This is a genomic window from Zymobacter palmae, assembly GCF_003610015.1.
In the GTDB taxonomy this organism is placed as follows: domain Bacteria; phylum Pseudomonadota; class Gammaproteobacteria; order Pseudomonadales; family Halomonadaceae; genus Zymobacter; species Zymobacter palmae.
The window spans coordinates 797289-811452 of record NZ_AP018933.1; the positions used below are offsets into that span (position 1 = coordinate 797289).

General features: G+C 56.9%; 10 protein-coding genes. 8 read left to right on the top strand and 2 right to left on the bottom strand.

Annotated elements, in window-relative coordinates:
- Positions 1 to 84 precede the first annotated feature (84 nt).
- The 5 genes from accA (at position 85) to ZBT109_RS03580 (ending at position 6575) form a co-directional block, all read left to right on the top strand.
- Positions 85 to 1038 carry an acetyl-CoA carboxylase carboxyl transferase subunit alpha gene (accA, locus tag ZBT109_RS03560; RefSeq protein WP_027705268.1) on the top strand — a complete coding sequence of 318 codons (954 nt, stop codon included), beginning with the start codon at positions 85 to 87 and terminating at the stop codon, positions 1036 to 1038.
- Positions 1022 to 2335, top strand: coding sequence for a tRNA lysidine(34) synthetase TilS (tilS, locus tag ZBT109_RS03565; protein WP_051523839.1), 1314 nt, complete (start codon positions 1022 to 1024; stop codon positions 2333 to 2335). The genes accA and tilS overlap by 17 nt, the downstream gene beginning before the upstream one ends.
- A 618-nt stretch (positions 2336 to 2953) precedes the next feature.
- Positions 2954 to 4213, top strand: a complete 1260-nt coding sequence (gene rho, locus ZBT109_RS03570; RefSeq protein ID WP_027705266.1) for a transcription termination factor Rho — start codon at positions 2954 to 2956, stop codon at positions 4211 to 4213.
- Between the two features lie 44 nt (positions 4214 to 4257).
- The gene (gene ubiD / locus ZBT109_RS03575) at positions 4258 to 5730 is read left to right on the top strand and encodes a 4-hydroxy-3-polyprenylbenzoate decarboxylase (RefSeq protein WP_027705265.1); all 1473 of its coding nucleotides are present in this window, start codon (positions 4258 to 4260) and stop codon (positions 5728 to 5730) included.
- A 107-nt stretch (positions 5731 to 5837) separates the two neighbouring features.
- Positions 5838 to 6575 (top strand): FAD-binding oxidoreductase, encoded by a 738-nt coding sequence (locus tag ZBT109_RS03580; RefSeq protein WP_051523838.1) that lies wholly within the window; start codon positions 5838 to 5840, stop codon positions 6573 to 6575.
- 441 nt (positions 6576 to 7016) lie between these two features.
- Here the strand turns inward: ZBT109_RS03580 and dps are convergent, their stop codons facing one another.
- A complete protein-coding gene (gene dps / locus ZBT109_RS03585) occupies positions 7017 to 7547 on the bottom strand; it encodes a DNA starvation/stationary phase protection protein Dps (protein ID WP_084261810.1) in 531 nt (176 codons plus the stop codon).
- Positions 7548 to 8157: 610 nt separating this feature from the next.
- On the opposite strand from dps, the gene ZBT109_RS03590 reads away from it, so the two are divergent.
- Both ZBT109_RS03590 and ZBT109_RS03595 read left to right on the top strand, forming a co-directional pair.
- On the top strand, positions 8158 to 8883 hold the full coding sequence (locus tag ZBT109_RS03590) for a winged helix-turn-helix domain-containing protein (protein ID WP_051523837.1): 726 nt from the start codon (positions 8158 to 8160) through the stop codon (positions 8881 to 8883).
- Positions 8883 to 10535, top strand: a complete 1653-nt coding sequence (locus tag ZBT109_RS03595) for an ATP-binding protein (RefSeq protein WP_027705261.1) — start codon at positions 8883 to 8885, stop codon at positions 10533 to 10535. The genes ZBT109_RS03590 and ZBT109_RS03595 overlap by 1 nt, the downstream gene beginning before the upstream one ends.
- Before the next feature lie 180 nt (positions 10536 to 10715).
- Here ZBT109_RS03595 and ZBT109_RS03600 read toward each other — a convergent pair whose 3' ends face one another.
- On the bottom strand, positions 10716 to 11633 hold the full coding sequence (locus ZBT109_RS03600) for a LysR family transcriptional regulator (protein ID WP_027705260.1): 918 nt from the start codon (positions 11631 to 11633) through the stop codon (positions 10716 to 10718).
- A gap of 155 nt (positions 11634 to 11788) precedes the next feature.
- On the opposite strand from ZBT109_RS03600, the gene metE reads away from it, so the two are divergent.
- Positions 11789 to 14080: a 5-methyltetrahydropteroyltriglutamate--homocysteine S-methyltransferase gene (gene metE / locus ZBT109_RS03605; RefSeq protein ID WP_027705259.1), complete on the top strand. Its 2292-nt coding sequence runs from the start codon at positions 11789 to 11791 to the stop codon at positions 14078 to 14080.
- Positions 14081 to 14164: the final 84 nt, after the last annotated feature.

Here is a 14164-nt window from a genome sequence, read left to right on the forward strand (position 1 = left end):
CTCGCAAGGTCGGTGCCTGCCGTTTTTTGCGGTGTCATGAAGGCAGGTACCGTAGCCACTTTCAGAAGAGCCTTTTCACGCCTTATGAATCCCAACTATCTGGATTTCGAACAGCCGATCGCCGAGCTGCAGGCCAAGATCGAAGAGCTGCGCCTGGTCGGTAACGACAGCAAGATCAATATCAGCGAAGAAATCGCACGTCTGGAAGAGAAAAGTCTCAAACAGACTGAGCACATCTTCAGCGATCTGACGGCATGGCAAGTATGTCAGCTGTCCCGTCATCCGGATCGTCCCTATACGCTCGATTACATCGACGCCGTGTTCATCGAGTTTGATGAGCTTCACGGCGACCGTGCCTTTGCCGACGACGATGCGCTGGTCGGTGGGGTCGCTCGCTTCGAAGATCGTCCCGTCATGATCATCGGCCATCAGAAAGGCCGCACGGTGAAAGAGAAGGTGCGTCGCAACTTTGGTATGCCGCGTCCTGAAGGCTACCGCAAAGCACTGCGTCTGATGGAAATGGCAGAACGCTTCCGCATGCCGATCTTCACTTTCATTGACACGCCAGGGGCGTATCCGGGCATTAATGCCGAAGAGCGCGGGCAGAGTGAAGCTATCGCTCGCAACCTGGCCGTCATGTCGCGCCTTAAAACGCCGATCATCTCTACCGTTATTGGTGAAGGTGGATCCGGTGGTGCGCTGGCCATTGGTGTCTGTGACGAGCTGATGATGCTGGAATACTCCACGTATACCACCATCTCGCCGGAAGGCTGTGCTTCCATCCTGTGGAAGAGCGCCGAGAAAGCACCTGAAGCGGCTGAAGCCATGGGCGTGTACGCTCGCCAGCTCAAGGAGCGCGGTCTGGTCGATACCATCATCGACGAACCGCTGGGTGGCGCTCACCGCAACCCGACTGTCATGGCACAGAATCTGCGCGAAGCGCTTAACCAGTCGCTGTCTCATCTTGAGGGTCTGAGCACTGAAGCGCTGCTGGAGCGTCGCTTCAAGCGTCTGATGAGCTATGGCGCCATGTCCTGATGTGCTCGCCGACCTTCACGGGTCGGCAGAGCCTCTCCTCAAGACGGTAGTCGAAGCCTTGGCTTCGCTGCCGTCTTGCTGTTCTCGGCTATGGGTCGCGCTGTCTGGCGGCTGCGATAGCATCACGCTGCTTCATTGCACCGCGCGTGCGCTGCGTCTACTGCCTTCTTCCTCGCTTGAACTTCACGCTTTGCATGTCAATCATCAGCTTCAAGATGCGGCGGCCGCTTTCGAACGCTTGTGTTGTTCTACTTGCGCTGAATGGGGTGTCACGTTGCACATTGAGCGCGTGACGATTGATAGTGACGCGGACGGTGGGCCTGAAGCGCAGGCACGCGATGCGCGCTACGCCGCCTTTATGAAGGTGCTGCGCAAGGATGATGTGCTGTGGATGGCACACCATGCTGATGATCAGGCTGAAACCGTGCTGCAGCGGGCCATGCGAGGCAGTGGCATTGCAGGCATGGCTGGTATGCCTGCTCAGCGGCCGCTGGGTAGGGCGCTGCTAATGCGGCCGCTACTGGCACATCGTCAGCAAGCGCTCGGCGCATATGCGCGCCGTCATGGCCTTCGGTGGTGTGATGATCCATCCAATGCCTCGTCGCAGTACGATCGCAACTATCTGCGTCATCAGGTTATTCCCTGTCTGAGTGAACGCTGGCCGCAAGCGGTCGCTGCGCTGGGGCAGGTGGCAGCGCATGCGCGTGAAGCGCACGAACTGCTGGAGATGATGGCCGATCGACAGCTGGCGCAGTGGCCCAAAGCCCCCCAGCAACTGCCGATCAATGCACTCTCTACGATGAGTGATAGCGAGGCACGTCTGATGATCCGGCGTGCGTTGGCGCATCAGGGAATTCCAATGCCACCACGCGCTCGGCTTGAGACGGTGCTGGCGCAATTGAAGGTTGGGCATGGGCATATCCACTGGCCTGGCGGTGAGGTGCGGTTGTGGCAAGGTGCCTTATATCTTGCGGCCAACTCTGCCGATGGCGCCGTTCTGTCGAGTGCGACAATCGACGCTTATGCTCAGTGGCGGGTCGAACCGCTGATTGCCGGTGATGTCTCGCTTGATGTGCGTTTTGTCGCGCGCGAAGGTGGCGAGCGCTTGCGGGTCAATGGTTGTCGTCGTTCGATTAAGGCTCTCTTTCAGGCCCGTGGGGTGCCGCCATGGCTGCGCGAACGTTTCCGGGTAGCGTGGGTGGGTGAGACCCCTGTGGCACTGGTGTCCGATACCGACGCTATCGTGGCGGATGGGTGGCATGCTTGGCGCGATGGAACCGTCTGCGGACGTGAATAAAAGGGGGATAAAGGGTGTCGTCTGGCTGTCGACAATGTTCCGAAACAGAAAATTGCGTTCAGAACTTGCACTTCCAAGATTCCTTGAATAACATCAGAGCATCCATCTGTTTAAAAAACATCTTCAACGCTTCGGCGCGCATTTAAGTCACCGATATCCATTGGTACTGCCGAGCCACTCTCGTTTCCCTTTGCCACTCTCCCTCTGAGCTTACGTCTGTTTTCAGGCGTCAGGCGAGGCTATATGAAACCGAGGCGGTTTACTCGCTCGTCGCAAGCATGTCACGTCCGCTCGAGACCTGTCCGGCATGATGAGGTCACCACTGTTGATGGCATTCGCACCGTCTGGCGTCATCGCCACGATAACGGCATTTACATGGCGTTTGTTCGCCGTGTGCCTACGGTTGCTCTCGTTGACCGGCTTGCTGTCTAGACAGTCAATGCCGTGGTATCGACCACAGCAGGTTCAAGAGGATTACCTCGGGAATCACATGACGCTCCTGTTGAGTGTGTGTGGCTTCCCGCTCGCACGCTTCATGAGTCGTGTGCTTTCTAGGCCCACCGTCTCGTTTTCTTTCATGCTCATGCTGAAGCTTTCAGCTCTTTCCTATAGACGCCAATGAACCTTACCGAACTTAAGCAAAAAGCCGTTACTGAGCTACTCGACATCGCTCAGGACATGGGTATCGACAACGTTGCCCGTACGCGCAAGCAAGACATCATCTTTGCCATCCTCAAGAAGCACGCCAAAAGCGGTGAAGATATCTACGGCGATGGCGTGCTGGAAATTCTGCAGGACGGCTTCGGCTTCCTGCGCAGCGCCGACAGTTCTTACATGGCCGGCCCGGACGATATCTACGTCTCGCCGTCGCAGATCCGCCGTTTCAACCTGCGCAAGGGTGACAGCATCTCCGGCAAGATTCGTCCGCCGAAGGAAGGCGAACGCTACTTCGCCCTGCTGAAAGTCAACCAGATCAACTTCGATCGCCCCGAAAACGCCCGCCACAAGATCCTCTTCGAAAACCTGACGCCGCTGTTCCCCGATGAACGTCTGGTCATGGAAATCGGTAACGGTTCCACCGAAGACATCACTTCTCGTATCCTCGACCTGACCGCTCCGATCGGTAAGGGGCAGCGTGGTCTGATCGTGTCGCCGCCGAAAGCCGGTAAGACGATGATGATGCAGAACATCGCCAATGCGATCGTGCGCAACAACCCTGAGTGCTACCTGATCGTGCTGCTGATCGACGAGCGTCCCGAAGAGGTGACCGAAATGTCGCGTACGGTACGTGGCGAAGTGGTCGCGTCCACCTTCGACGAGCCGCCGGCACGCCATGTACAGGTTGCCGAGATGGTCATTGAGAAGGCCAAGCGCCTGGTCGAACACAAGAAAGACGTTGTGATCATGCTCGACTCCATCACGCGTCTGGCCCGTGCCTACAACACCGTCGTGCCGTCCTCCGGCAAGGTGCTGACCGGTGGTGTTGATGCTCACGCGCTCGAAAAACCAAAACGTTTCTTTGGTGCGGCACGTAACATTGAAGAGGGCGGCAGCCTGACCATCCTCGCGACTGCACTGGTCGATACTGGCTCCAAGATGGACGAAGTCATCTTCGAGGAGTTCAAGGGGACTGGTAACATGGAAGCGCACCTCGACCGCAAGCTGGCCGAAAAACGCGTATTCCCTGCCATCAACATCCGCCGTTCCGGTACGCGTCGTGAAGATCTGCTGTGCAGCGAAGATGAAATGCAGCGCATGTGGATCCTGCGCAAGCTGCTCAACCCGATGGAAGACGTGGCGGCTACGGAATTTCTCATTGACCGCTTGAAAGATACCAAGACCAATATCGAGTTCTTCGAGGCCATGAAGCGTCGCTAGAACACGAGTGCACGGATGATGCTGGCCTGTCAGGAGGACGCCGCATGAAGTATCGGGATCTGCGTGATTTCATCGCCCATCTTGAGCGGGAAGGGGAGCTGAAGCGGGTGACCGCTGAGGTCGATCCCTATCTCGAAATCACGGAAATCTGTGATCGCGTGCTGCGTGCTGGCGGCCCTGCGTTGCTGTTTGAAAACGTCAAGGGCAGTGATATGCCTGTGCTGGCGAACTTGTTTGGCACCCCGCGCCGAGTGGCCATGGGGATGGGGCAAAACGACGTTTCCGCACTGCGCGAGATTGGTGAGCTGCTGGCGTGGCTGCGCTCACCTGAGCCGCCGACGGGTATCAAGGACGCATGGTCGAAGCTGCCGCTGCTCAAGAAGGTCATGAGCATGGGGCCGAAGAAGGTTCGCCGTGCACCGTGTCAGGAAGTGGTGCTGGAAGGCGATGACGTCGATCTTGATCGTCTGCCCATCCAGCACTGCTGGCCGGAAGATGCGGCACCGCTCGTGACGTGGCCGCTGGTTATCACCAAAGGCCCTCACCGCAAGCGTCAAAACCTTGGCATCTACCGTCAGCAGAAGCTCGGCAAGAACAAGCTCATCATGCGCTGGTTGTCGCATCGCGGCGGAGCCATCGACTTTCAGGAGTGGCAGAAAGCCCATCCGGGTGAGCCGTTCCCGGTGGCCGTCGCGCTGGGGGCTGACCCCGCAACCATTCTGGGCGCCGTCACGCCCGTTCCTGACAGTCTGTCCGAATATGCCTTTGCTGGACTGCTGCGCGATGCGCGCACCGAGTTGGCCAGTTGTGGGCATGCTGACTTGCAGGTACCGGCATCTGCAGAAATCGTGTTGGAAGGGTTCATCTATCCCGACGAACTGGCGGAGGAAGGGCCATTCGGTGATCATACGGGCTACTACAATGAAGTGGACCGTTTTCCCGTCTTTACGATCACGCGCATTACCCACCGCCGCGATCCGATCTATCATTCCACCTATACGGGGCGTCCACCGGACGAGCCTGCTGTGCTGGGCGTTGCACTCAACGAAGTGTTTGTACCGATCCTGCAGCAGCAGTTTCCCGAGATCGTCGATTTCTATCTGCCGCCGGAAGGCTGTTCCTATCGGATGGCCATCGTCTCAATCCGCAAGCGCTATGCGGGACATGCCAAGCGCGTCATGATGGGCGTATGGAGCTTTCTGCGCCAGTTCATGTACACCAAGTTCATCATCATCGTGGATGAAGACATCAATACACGCAGCTGGCAGGACGTTGTGTGGGCTATCACGACGCGAATGGACCCCGGCCGCGATACCGTGATGGTTGAGAATACGCCGATCGACTATCTGGACTTCGCTTCTCCCGTCAGTGGTTTGGGGTCAAAGATGGGGCTGGATGCTACAGATAAGTGGCCGGGTGAAACCGACCGCGAGTGGGGAAGACCGATCACGCGCAATGACGATATCGTCAAGCGGGTCGACGAGCGCTGGGCAGAATACGGCATTTTGCCGGACTGAGTGTGCGCGCTTCTGTATAGGGGACACCGTGACTGCCAGCCATTGCTGGCAGTTGTTGTATTCATCGGCAGTCCATCTGCTGTGCCATTCATGACAGGATGTTATCCATGACACATGCCACTGTGACACCTCGTACTGTACGTTGCCGTGTGGTCGAACGTCAGCCGTTGAGTCAAGAGGTCGCTCGCATCTGGCTGCAAGGGCCTGAATCGCTTTGCTATCAGCCAGGACAGTATCTGGAAATCCAGGCGAGTGTGGAGGGAGAAGAGCGCTGGCTGCCTTTCTCGATCGCTAACGCTTGTACGCATGATGGGCGTTTGGAACTGCACGTCCAGTTCCAGTCAGGAAGCGCATCGCTAGCCGCACTGGCACACCAGCTTGATGCAGAGTCGCTTCTGACGGTGCGCTTGCCCAAAGGCGAGTGCGTACTGCAGGAAGATGATGACCGTCCCTTGCTGTTAGTGGCCGCCGCGACCGGCATGGCGCAGATGAAGGCCATTGCAGAGGCGGCTTTGCAGCGCTATCCGCAGCGCCAGGTCGATCTGTGGTGGGGCGCGCGCGGTGCTGATGACCTGTACCTGCATACTCACCTGCGGCAGTGGGCCGCGGCAACGCCAGCGCTATCCTACTTTCCCGTTGTCGAGCAGGCGGGGGAACATAACATAGGTGGCGTTGTGGCGCGTATCGACGATGCCTTGATCCAGCATGTTCAGGCGCATCGTCACTACAGCATTTTTCTGTCGGGGTCTCCGGGCATGGTATACGGTGTCGTGGATTCTCTGGCTTCTATTGAACCAATGACCGAGCAGGTGTTCTCGGATGTCTTCAGCTATGCACCGCGCTGACGCTTTTCGGATATGCCCAATAGGTTGAGTTCCAATATGAAACGGTGGCGTGGTAAGGTAAATCATGTCCGATAGGTAAGGCATGAACGAGCAAGCAGGACGCTAGTGGCACTTGAGATGAAAGCAGTGTGCATTGAGCATGTTTTAATATGAGAAACATACTGTAATACATTGATATATTAATGCTTTATGCGTTAACACTGCGTCTCTTGGCTCTGAAAAGAGGATACTGTAGCCGTGCGCTTGATTAGGGGGCAGGTATGTGGATACTAGCGTTACACAGCAGTAGAGAGCATGATCAGGCAAGTTGAGGTAAACTTCTCTGAACCTATGCAGTGCCAAAGGGTGTTAGGTACGGCCGCTGGATATGACAACGGGCAGTGGTTTCCCACTGCCCGTTAATATCACGGAGCGACGCGATTTTCGATCTGTTGATGCCTATCAGGCTTGCAGATGCGCTTCGATGAACCACAGGTTGCTGTCCAGCGTACGAGATACGCCTGTCAGCAGGTCAGCTGTGTCGGCATCGCCCAGTTCATCGGTTTCGTCGATGCTTTTACGGACTTTTGCAGCAACCCCTGCATAGTGATCGGCCAGCGCTTTCAGATGGTCTTCCACTTTATGGATGGTTGCCGGATAGGCCGCCAGAGACGTGTTTTCAGCGACGTTCTGGACCGTACCGAAGGCAGTGCCGCCCAGCTGTACCAGACGCTCTGCGGTTTCATCTACGTGAGCATCAATGCCGCTGCGGAAGCCGTCGAGCATTTCATGAACGCCGATGAAGTTTTTGCCTTTGAGGTTCCAGTGTGCCTGCTTGATGACCAGAGACAGGTCGATCAGTTCGGCCAGGCGGGCATTCATGATGGCAACGATCTGGCTACGCTGCTTTTCAGGGATGTCATTGCGGGTCGGGAACAGACGGGTCGCCGTTGCTTTGGCGTCTTTGAGATGGCTGGTTTTTGCACTGCTCATGGGAATGTTCCTTTTCAAAAGTGTGTCCTGAATAGGCGATGCTGTCGATAACCCAAGCATCCTGCCTTGCTTAGAAAGATGGCGCTGAATAGGGGAAACATCAACCCCTACAAAAACGGAAAATAGTGCAGAACACGCTGCATTTCCTAAGAAGCCTACTGCAATGAGCCGGTTAAGGGTCATGTAATCTGTCAATGGTGGCAATAGCCTGCGGTGAACGCTTCTCTGGAGCGGCTTTGCGCAGGTCGGCATCAAGTCCTGCAATCGACGGTACGCCTAGCGTCTGGCGAGGGTATGCACTGACGGTATGCGGGGGAGGGAATTGTAACTTTTCTGTAATAACTGTGGTGGGCCTCATGGGCAGGTATTAAAGTACCCAAGGCCCTGTACGTATTTTCCCCGCTTCTTCAATTGGATCTGAGTAAGGGGAACGGTGTCACCATGCCGCGTACAGCTTTTTTCCTAATGAATCATGCAATGATATGAGCCAGGCACAGGACGTTGCCGGAACGCTGACTTTCAGGAAGGGGGGTCAATCGACCATCCGGCGACGATGTCCTGGCGATGATGACAGGCCTATGACAGCAGAATGTGTCGGTAGCGCCTCAAAATGACGACAGGGCGAGCGATGGAGTGTGCTTTGGAAAACGATCATATCCTGATCATCGAAGATGATGAGCGGTTGGCCGCTCTGACCAAGGAATATTTGGAAGGGAGCGGTTTCAAGGTCAGCGTTGAACATGATGGCAGTCGTGGCGTGAAGACCATCCTGTCACTGCGGCCGGATCTTGTCATTCTCGATCTTATGTTGCCGGGGGAAGATGGTTTGTCTATCTGCCGCCGCGTACGCCCCCAGTATGCCGGTCCGATCCTGATGCTGACTGCCCGCACGGATGACATGGACCAGGTGCTGGGATTGGAGATGGGCGCAGATGACTACGTCCCGAAACCTGTGCCTCCCCGTGTTCTGCTGGCACGCATGCGTGCGTTGCTGCGCCGTTCGGAAACCGTGGAAACGGCACCATCCGATGCCCGCCTAGAGTTCAAGGATCTGGTAGTGGATGCGGGAACGCGTGAAGCTTGGCTGAACGCCGAACGTATTGATCTGACCAGCGCCGAGTTCGATCTGCTATGGTTGCTTGCATCCAACGCGGGGCGAGTACTTACACGAGAAGAGATATTCTCGGCGCTGCGTGGCATCAAGTATGACGGACAAGATCGTTCGATCGATGTCCGAGTGTCACGTATTCGTCCCAAGATCGGCGACGACCCGCATCATCCGCAGCGTATCAAGACGGTACGCAGCAAGGGCTACCTGTTTGTCAGAGATGCTTGATGTCTTATCTGAAACGCCCAGTGCTTGCTGGTTATCGACGCTTCATCCTATTGGTTGTCTTGATTCTGACCTTGGCAGCCTCGGCCTTCTGGTACTGGGAGTCCTGGAGGGCCCAGCACTACCGTGAGCAGACGGCCAGCATGCCCATGGCGCTCCTGTCGTATATGCTGGAAGGCAAGCAGCCTTCCGAGCAGGCGCACTGGGTGGCGGTGTGGGGCCAACGGTTGGGTGTCGATCTGTCGCTTATCGACGAAGCCACGCTGCACTTCAACTATTTCCAGCAACGGCGGCTAGATAGTCTGCAGACCGTTGTGGAAGCTAGCGATAACGGCTGGCGTCTCTTTCACCTGCTGCCCGATGGGCGCCAGGTGCTTGTGCTGGATACCATTTCCTTCACTGAACGCCAGCCCATCATTCTCATGCAATTGCTGCGTGAGTGGATTGAGCAGCAACCGCCCAAGGCGCGCGATGCGCGTTTCGATCGATTACGTCTGACCAGTGACTGGCCAATGCAGATGGGAAGCGAGTCGCTTTCCACCATGACACCTGAGCAGCGTGAGCAGCTTAGTGCGCATCAAATCGTGACCTCGATCTCAGCCAAGGGGCCGTCGCTGTCGATGTATGCGTTGCTCAACGATGGTCATTGGATTGCGGTAGGACCGATCACGTTCTATACCGCAACGCCCATTATGCCTGTTGTGATGCTGCTGGTGGCGTTGGGTATCATGTTGGTGGCGATGGGGTGCTGGCTTATTTCGATCCGGCAGCGGCGCTTCGCGCGTCTGCAACGGGCGGCCGAGCGCATTGCACGGGGTGATTTCACCTATCGCGTGCCCGTCGACTTCCATGACCCGTTTCACCCGTTAAGCCATGCCATTAATGCCATGGCGGAGCAGGTGCAGGCGTCGCTCAGTGCGCAGCAGGATCTGATTCAGGCGGTATCACACGAGTTCCGTACACCGGTGGCGCGTATTCGCTTCGCGTTGCAGATGGTGGCGGATATCAGTGAGTCCGAGGCCATCCAGCGTCAGCTGAGCGATATCGACAATGATATTGAAGCCATCGATCACCTGATGGATGAGATCCTGACTTATTCGCGTCTGGAAAGCTCCGCAGGGCAGTTACCGCTGGCCAAGGAGTGGATTGAAGCACATGAGCTGATCAGTGATCTGATTGAGCAATTAGCGGTACGCTACCCGCATATCGAGGTGCGTATGAAAGGGCAGGCCGTGTTGTGGGTGTTGGCTGATCGGCGCTATCTGAAACGTGCACTGCTCAATGTGCTCTGCAACGCATGCCAGTATGCCGAGGAGCAGGTTGATGTCCGTTTGGCCTATATCCATAGCGTGGTGTGCATCCAAATAGACGACGATGGGCCAGGGATTCCTGCTAGCAGCCGCAACAAGGTGTTCAAGCCGTTCGTGCGTCTGGACGGTAGCCGTACGCGCTCGTCAGCGCCTAATCCGTTTTCGAGTGGTCACGGGCTCGGGCTGGCCATCGTCTCCAAGATCGTGGCTTGGCATGCGGGCCGGCTGATCATCTCTTCTGCGCCCAGTCTAAATGGCGCACGCTTCTCCATGCTGATCCCTACGCCTCCGCAGGATGCCAAGGGGCAGGAACAGCAGGCGCTGTTACCGCGCGTCAGCCGCTGATCGTGGTTGGCGTGCGGGCAACGCTTCCGCCTGCGTAATCCCCCCTCTTCTGTTCCCACCTTCCTCTCTTAGTGCCTTTAGTGCTGGCAGGCATGTTCTTATAGCGATGTGCCGTATACCGCGTGCCCGTGCATTGGCGCTACACTAATTCTGATTCATGCGCAGACGCTGCGCTGTCCTTCATGGCAGTTGAATGCCGTCCAGCTCTTCGGAGGAGGTTTGGCGAGCAATCTGCAGGAACGCTTTCATCCAAGGCTGTTCGCGCTGTTCCTGACGAATGGCGGCGTACAGCGTGCTCCAAACGCCCTGTTCGCCCAGCTTCAGTGCTTTGACGTACTGGCGGTTGAGGTATTCGGTGAGGGCCCAGTTCGGTAGCGCGCAGACGCCACGGCCGCTTGCCACCAACTGCACCATCATCATGGTGAGCTCAGCGGTGCGTACTTCGTCCGGGTAGACGCCAGCAGGCGTCATGAACTTGCTGAAGACATCCAATCGTGAATGTTCGACGGGGTAGGTGATGAGCACCTGTTCGCGCAGATCTTCCGGTGCCACCCATGCGCGTTTTGCTAAAGGGTGATCTTGAGCGACAGCCAGCAGGCTCTCGTAGCGGAACAGCGGGATGTACTCAATGCCGTCCAGTGGCTGCGGGTCAGAGGTGATGACCAAATCGAGCTGTTCACGCAGGAGTGACGTGAGTGGTTCGAAGACATTGCTGCCCATCAGGTCGACTTCGACATCGGGCCATTGCTGGCGATAGTGATCCAGTGTGGGCATCAGCCACTGGTAACAGCTGTGGCACTCGATCGCCATGTGAAGACGTGCTTCATGGCGTCGCATCAGACGGTCGATGTCGCGCTCAGCGAGCCGGATCTGCGGCAGTACCTGATCGGCCAGTACGAGTAAGCGCTGGCCAACGGGGCTGAACTGAATGGGACGCGTTTTGCGTTTGAACAGCGTACCGACACGCCCCTCCAGCTCCTTGAGCTGGTGGGAGAGGGCCGACTGGGTCAGGTGCACCCGTTCGGCGGCCTCTACCAGTGATCCGCTGTCACGCAGGGCGACCAGAGTGCGCAAATGTCTGATTTCGAGGCGTGGCATGAATTATATTCACTCAAATGATGAAATTTATGAGTTTGATTCAATCTCGAATGCAAAGGAGACTGAATCCATAAGCAGAGGCCGACACACAGAGCTGTTTACGGCTCTCGACCATCCATCGCTTTCCCTTTTCTCTACACACAGGATACAGGTACATGACCGTTACGGCACATACTCTTGGTTATCCGCGCATCGGGGCACAGCGCGAACTGAAAAAAGCTCAGGAAGGTTACTGGCAGGGTGAGGTTTCCGCTGATGCACTGGAAGCCACCGCACGTGAACTGCGTGCTCGCCACTGGAACGACCAGAAACAGGCCGGTCTTGAGTTCGTTACTGTCGGCGACTTCGCTTTCTATGATCACGTGCTCAATATCACTGCGCTGATCGGTGCCGTTCCTGCACGTTTCGAGCACAAAGCCGGAACAGCGGTCGACCTCGACACCTATTTCCGCATGGCTCGTGGCCGTGCGCCGAGTGGTAAACCCGCCGCTGCTTGCGGGATGACTAAATTCTTCGGCACCAACTACCACTACATGGTGCCGGAACTGGAAGACGGTCAGACCTTCAGCCTCAGCAGCACTCGTCTGTTTGACGAAGTGCAGGAAGCGCTGGATCTGGGCCACAACGTTAAGGTCAGTCTGATCGGTCCGGTCACTTACCTGTGGCTGGCACGTGCTACCGGCAAAGCGTCCCGTCTTGACTACCTCGACCAGCTGGTTGCGCTGTACGGTGAAGTACTGGCAAAACTGAAAGCACAGGGCGTCGAATGGGTTCAGCTCGACGAACCGCTGCTGGTTCAGGAAGTCCCGGCGGAATGGGCGCAGGCCGTACAGAAAGCCTATACCGCGCTGAAAGGCAAAGGCCCGCGCATTCTGCTGGCGACCTACTTCGGTGCCGTACAGCAGTCTGCTAAATGGGTCTCTGAACTGCCGGTTGACGGTGTTCACCTTGACCTCGTGTTCGGCAAAGGTCAGGACGCTGATTACCTAAACGCATGGCCGCAGGACAAAGTGCTGTCTCTGGGCGTCATCGACGGCCGTAACATCTGGCGCAAAGACACCAAGGCGGCAGCGGCAGCGCTGGAAAAAGCGCACAAAGCCCTGGGCGATCGTCTGTGGGTTGCAGGTAGCAGCTCTCTGCTGCACACGCCGGTCGATCTGTCCTTCGAAACCGACCTGCCGGACTATCTGGCACCGTGGCTGGCCTTTGCACGTCAGAAGCTGGATGAAATCGCACTGGTTTCCCGTCTGGTCGATGGCAGTGCCAGCGATGCTGACAAAGCCGCCGCTGAAGATGCGGCCAAGGCCGTTGCCGATCGCGCTGCCTCTACGATCGTTCACCGCACACACGTGGCCGACCGTCTGAAAGCTGTCAAAGACAGCGATTACGACCGTCAGCATCCGTATGCGGAACGTGCTAAAGCACAGCGTGCGCGCTTCAACCTGCCGCTGCTTCCGACGACCACTATCGGTTCCTTCCCGCAGACGCAGGAAATCCGTGCCGCACGTCGTCAGTTCAAACGTGGTGAGCTGGATCAGGCGGGCTACGAAGAGCAGATGAAGGCGCAGATCGCCGATGCGGTCAAACGCCAAGAAGAATACGGCATCGACGTACTGGTACACGGTGAAGCCGAACGTAACGACATGGTCGAATACTTCGGTGAGCAGCTCGACGGTTTCGCTTTCACGCGCAATGGTTGGGTTCAGAGCTACGGTTCTCGCTGCGTTAAGCCGCCGATCATCTTCGGTGACGTCGAACGCCCGCAGCCGATGACGGTACGTTGGAGTCAGTATGCTCAGTCGCTGACCGACAAACCGATGAAAGGCATGCTGACCGGTCCCGTTACGGTTCTGCAGTGGTCCTTCGTTCGTGACGACCAGCCGCGCGAAGTCACTTGCCGTCAGATCGCTCTGGCCCTGCGTGACGAAGTGGTCGACCTTGAGAAAGCCGGTATCGGCATTATCCAGATCGACGAACCTGCGGTTCGTGAAGGTCTGCCGCTGCAGCGCAGCGCATGGGATGCATATCTGGAATGGGCCGTAGGCTGCTTCCGTTTGTCCGCTGCTGGTGTGCAGGACGAAACCCAGATTCATACCCACATGTGCTACTCCGAGTTCAATGACATCATTGAATCCATCGCTGCACTGGATGCCGACGTCATCACCATCGAGACTTCTCGTTCGCACATGGTGCTGCTGGAAGCGTTCCGTAGCTTCGAATACCCGAACGAAATCGGCCCGGGCGTCTACGACATCCACTCGCCGAACATCCCGAGCGTCGAAGCAATCGTTGACCTACTCGACAAAGCGGCTCAGTACATTCCGGTCGAACGTCTGTGGGTTAACCCGGACTGCGGTCTGAAAACACGCCGCTGGGAAGAAGTTGATCCGGCACTGCACAACATGGTGGCTGCAGCTCGCCAGCTGCGCGCTCGCTACCAGAAGTAAGCGTTATCAGGCCCTTGCCTTCTCAGTGAGGGCCTGCGATCCGCAGCACTGCGGATCATTGAACAATCGATAATCCGTTAACGC

Coding starts and splice junctions, on each gene's coding strand:
- metE (WP_027705259.1), top strand. CDS start 11,789: ATGACCGTTACGGCACATACTCTTGGTTATCCGCGCATCGGGGCACAG.
- ZBT109_RS03580 (WP_051523838.1), top strand. CDS start 5,838: ATGACACATGCCACTGTGACACCTCGTACTGTACGTTGCCGTGTGGTC.
- accA (WP_027705268.1), top strand. CDS start 85: ATGAATCCCAACTATCTGGATTTCGAACAGCCGATCGCCGAGCTGCAG.
- ubiD (WP_027705265.1), top strand. CDS start 4,258: ATGAAGTATCGGGATCTGCGTGATTTCATCGCCCATCTTGAGCGGGAA.
- ZBT109_RS03595 (WP_027705261.1), top strand. CDS start 8,883: ATGTCTTATCTGAAACGCCCAGTGCTTGCTGGTTATCGACGCTTCATC.
- tilS (WP_051523839.1), top strand. CDS start 1,022: ATGGCGCCATGTCCTGATGTGCTCGCCGACCTTCACGGGTCGGCAGAG.
- dps (WP_084261810.1), bottom strand. CDS start 7,547: ATGAGCAGTGCAAAAACCAGCCATCTCAAAGACGCCAAAGCAACGGCG.
- ZBT109_RS03600 (WP_027705260.1), bottom strand. CDS start 11,633: ATGCCACGCCTCGAAATCAGACATTTGCGCACTCTGGTCGCCCTGCGT.
- ZBT109_RS03590 (WP_051523837.1), top strand. CDS start 8,158: ATGACGACAGGGCGAGCGATGGAGTGTGCTTTGGAAAACGATCATATC.
- rho (WP_027705266.1), top strand. CDS start 2,954: ATGAACCTTACCGAACTTAAGCAAAAAGCCGTTACTGAGCTACTCGAC.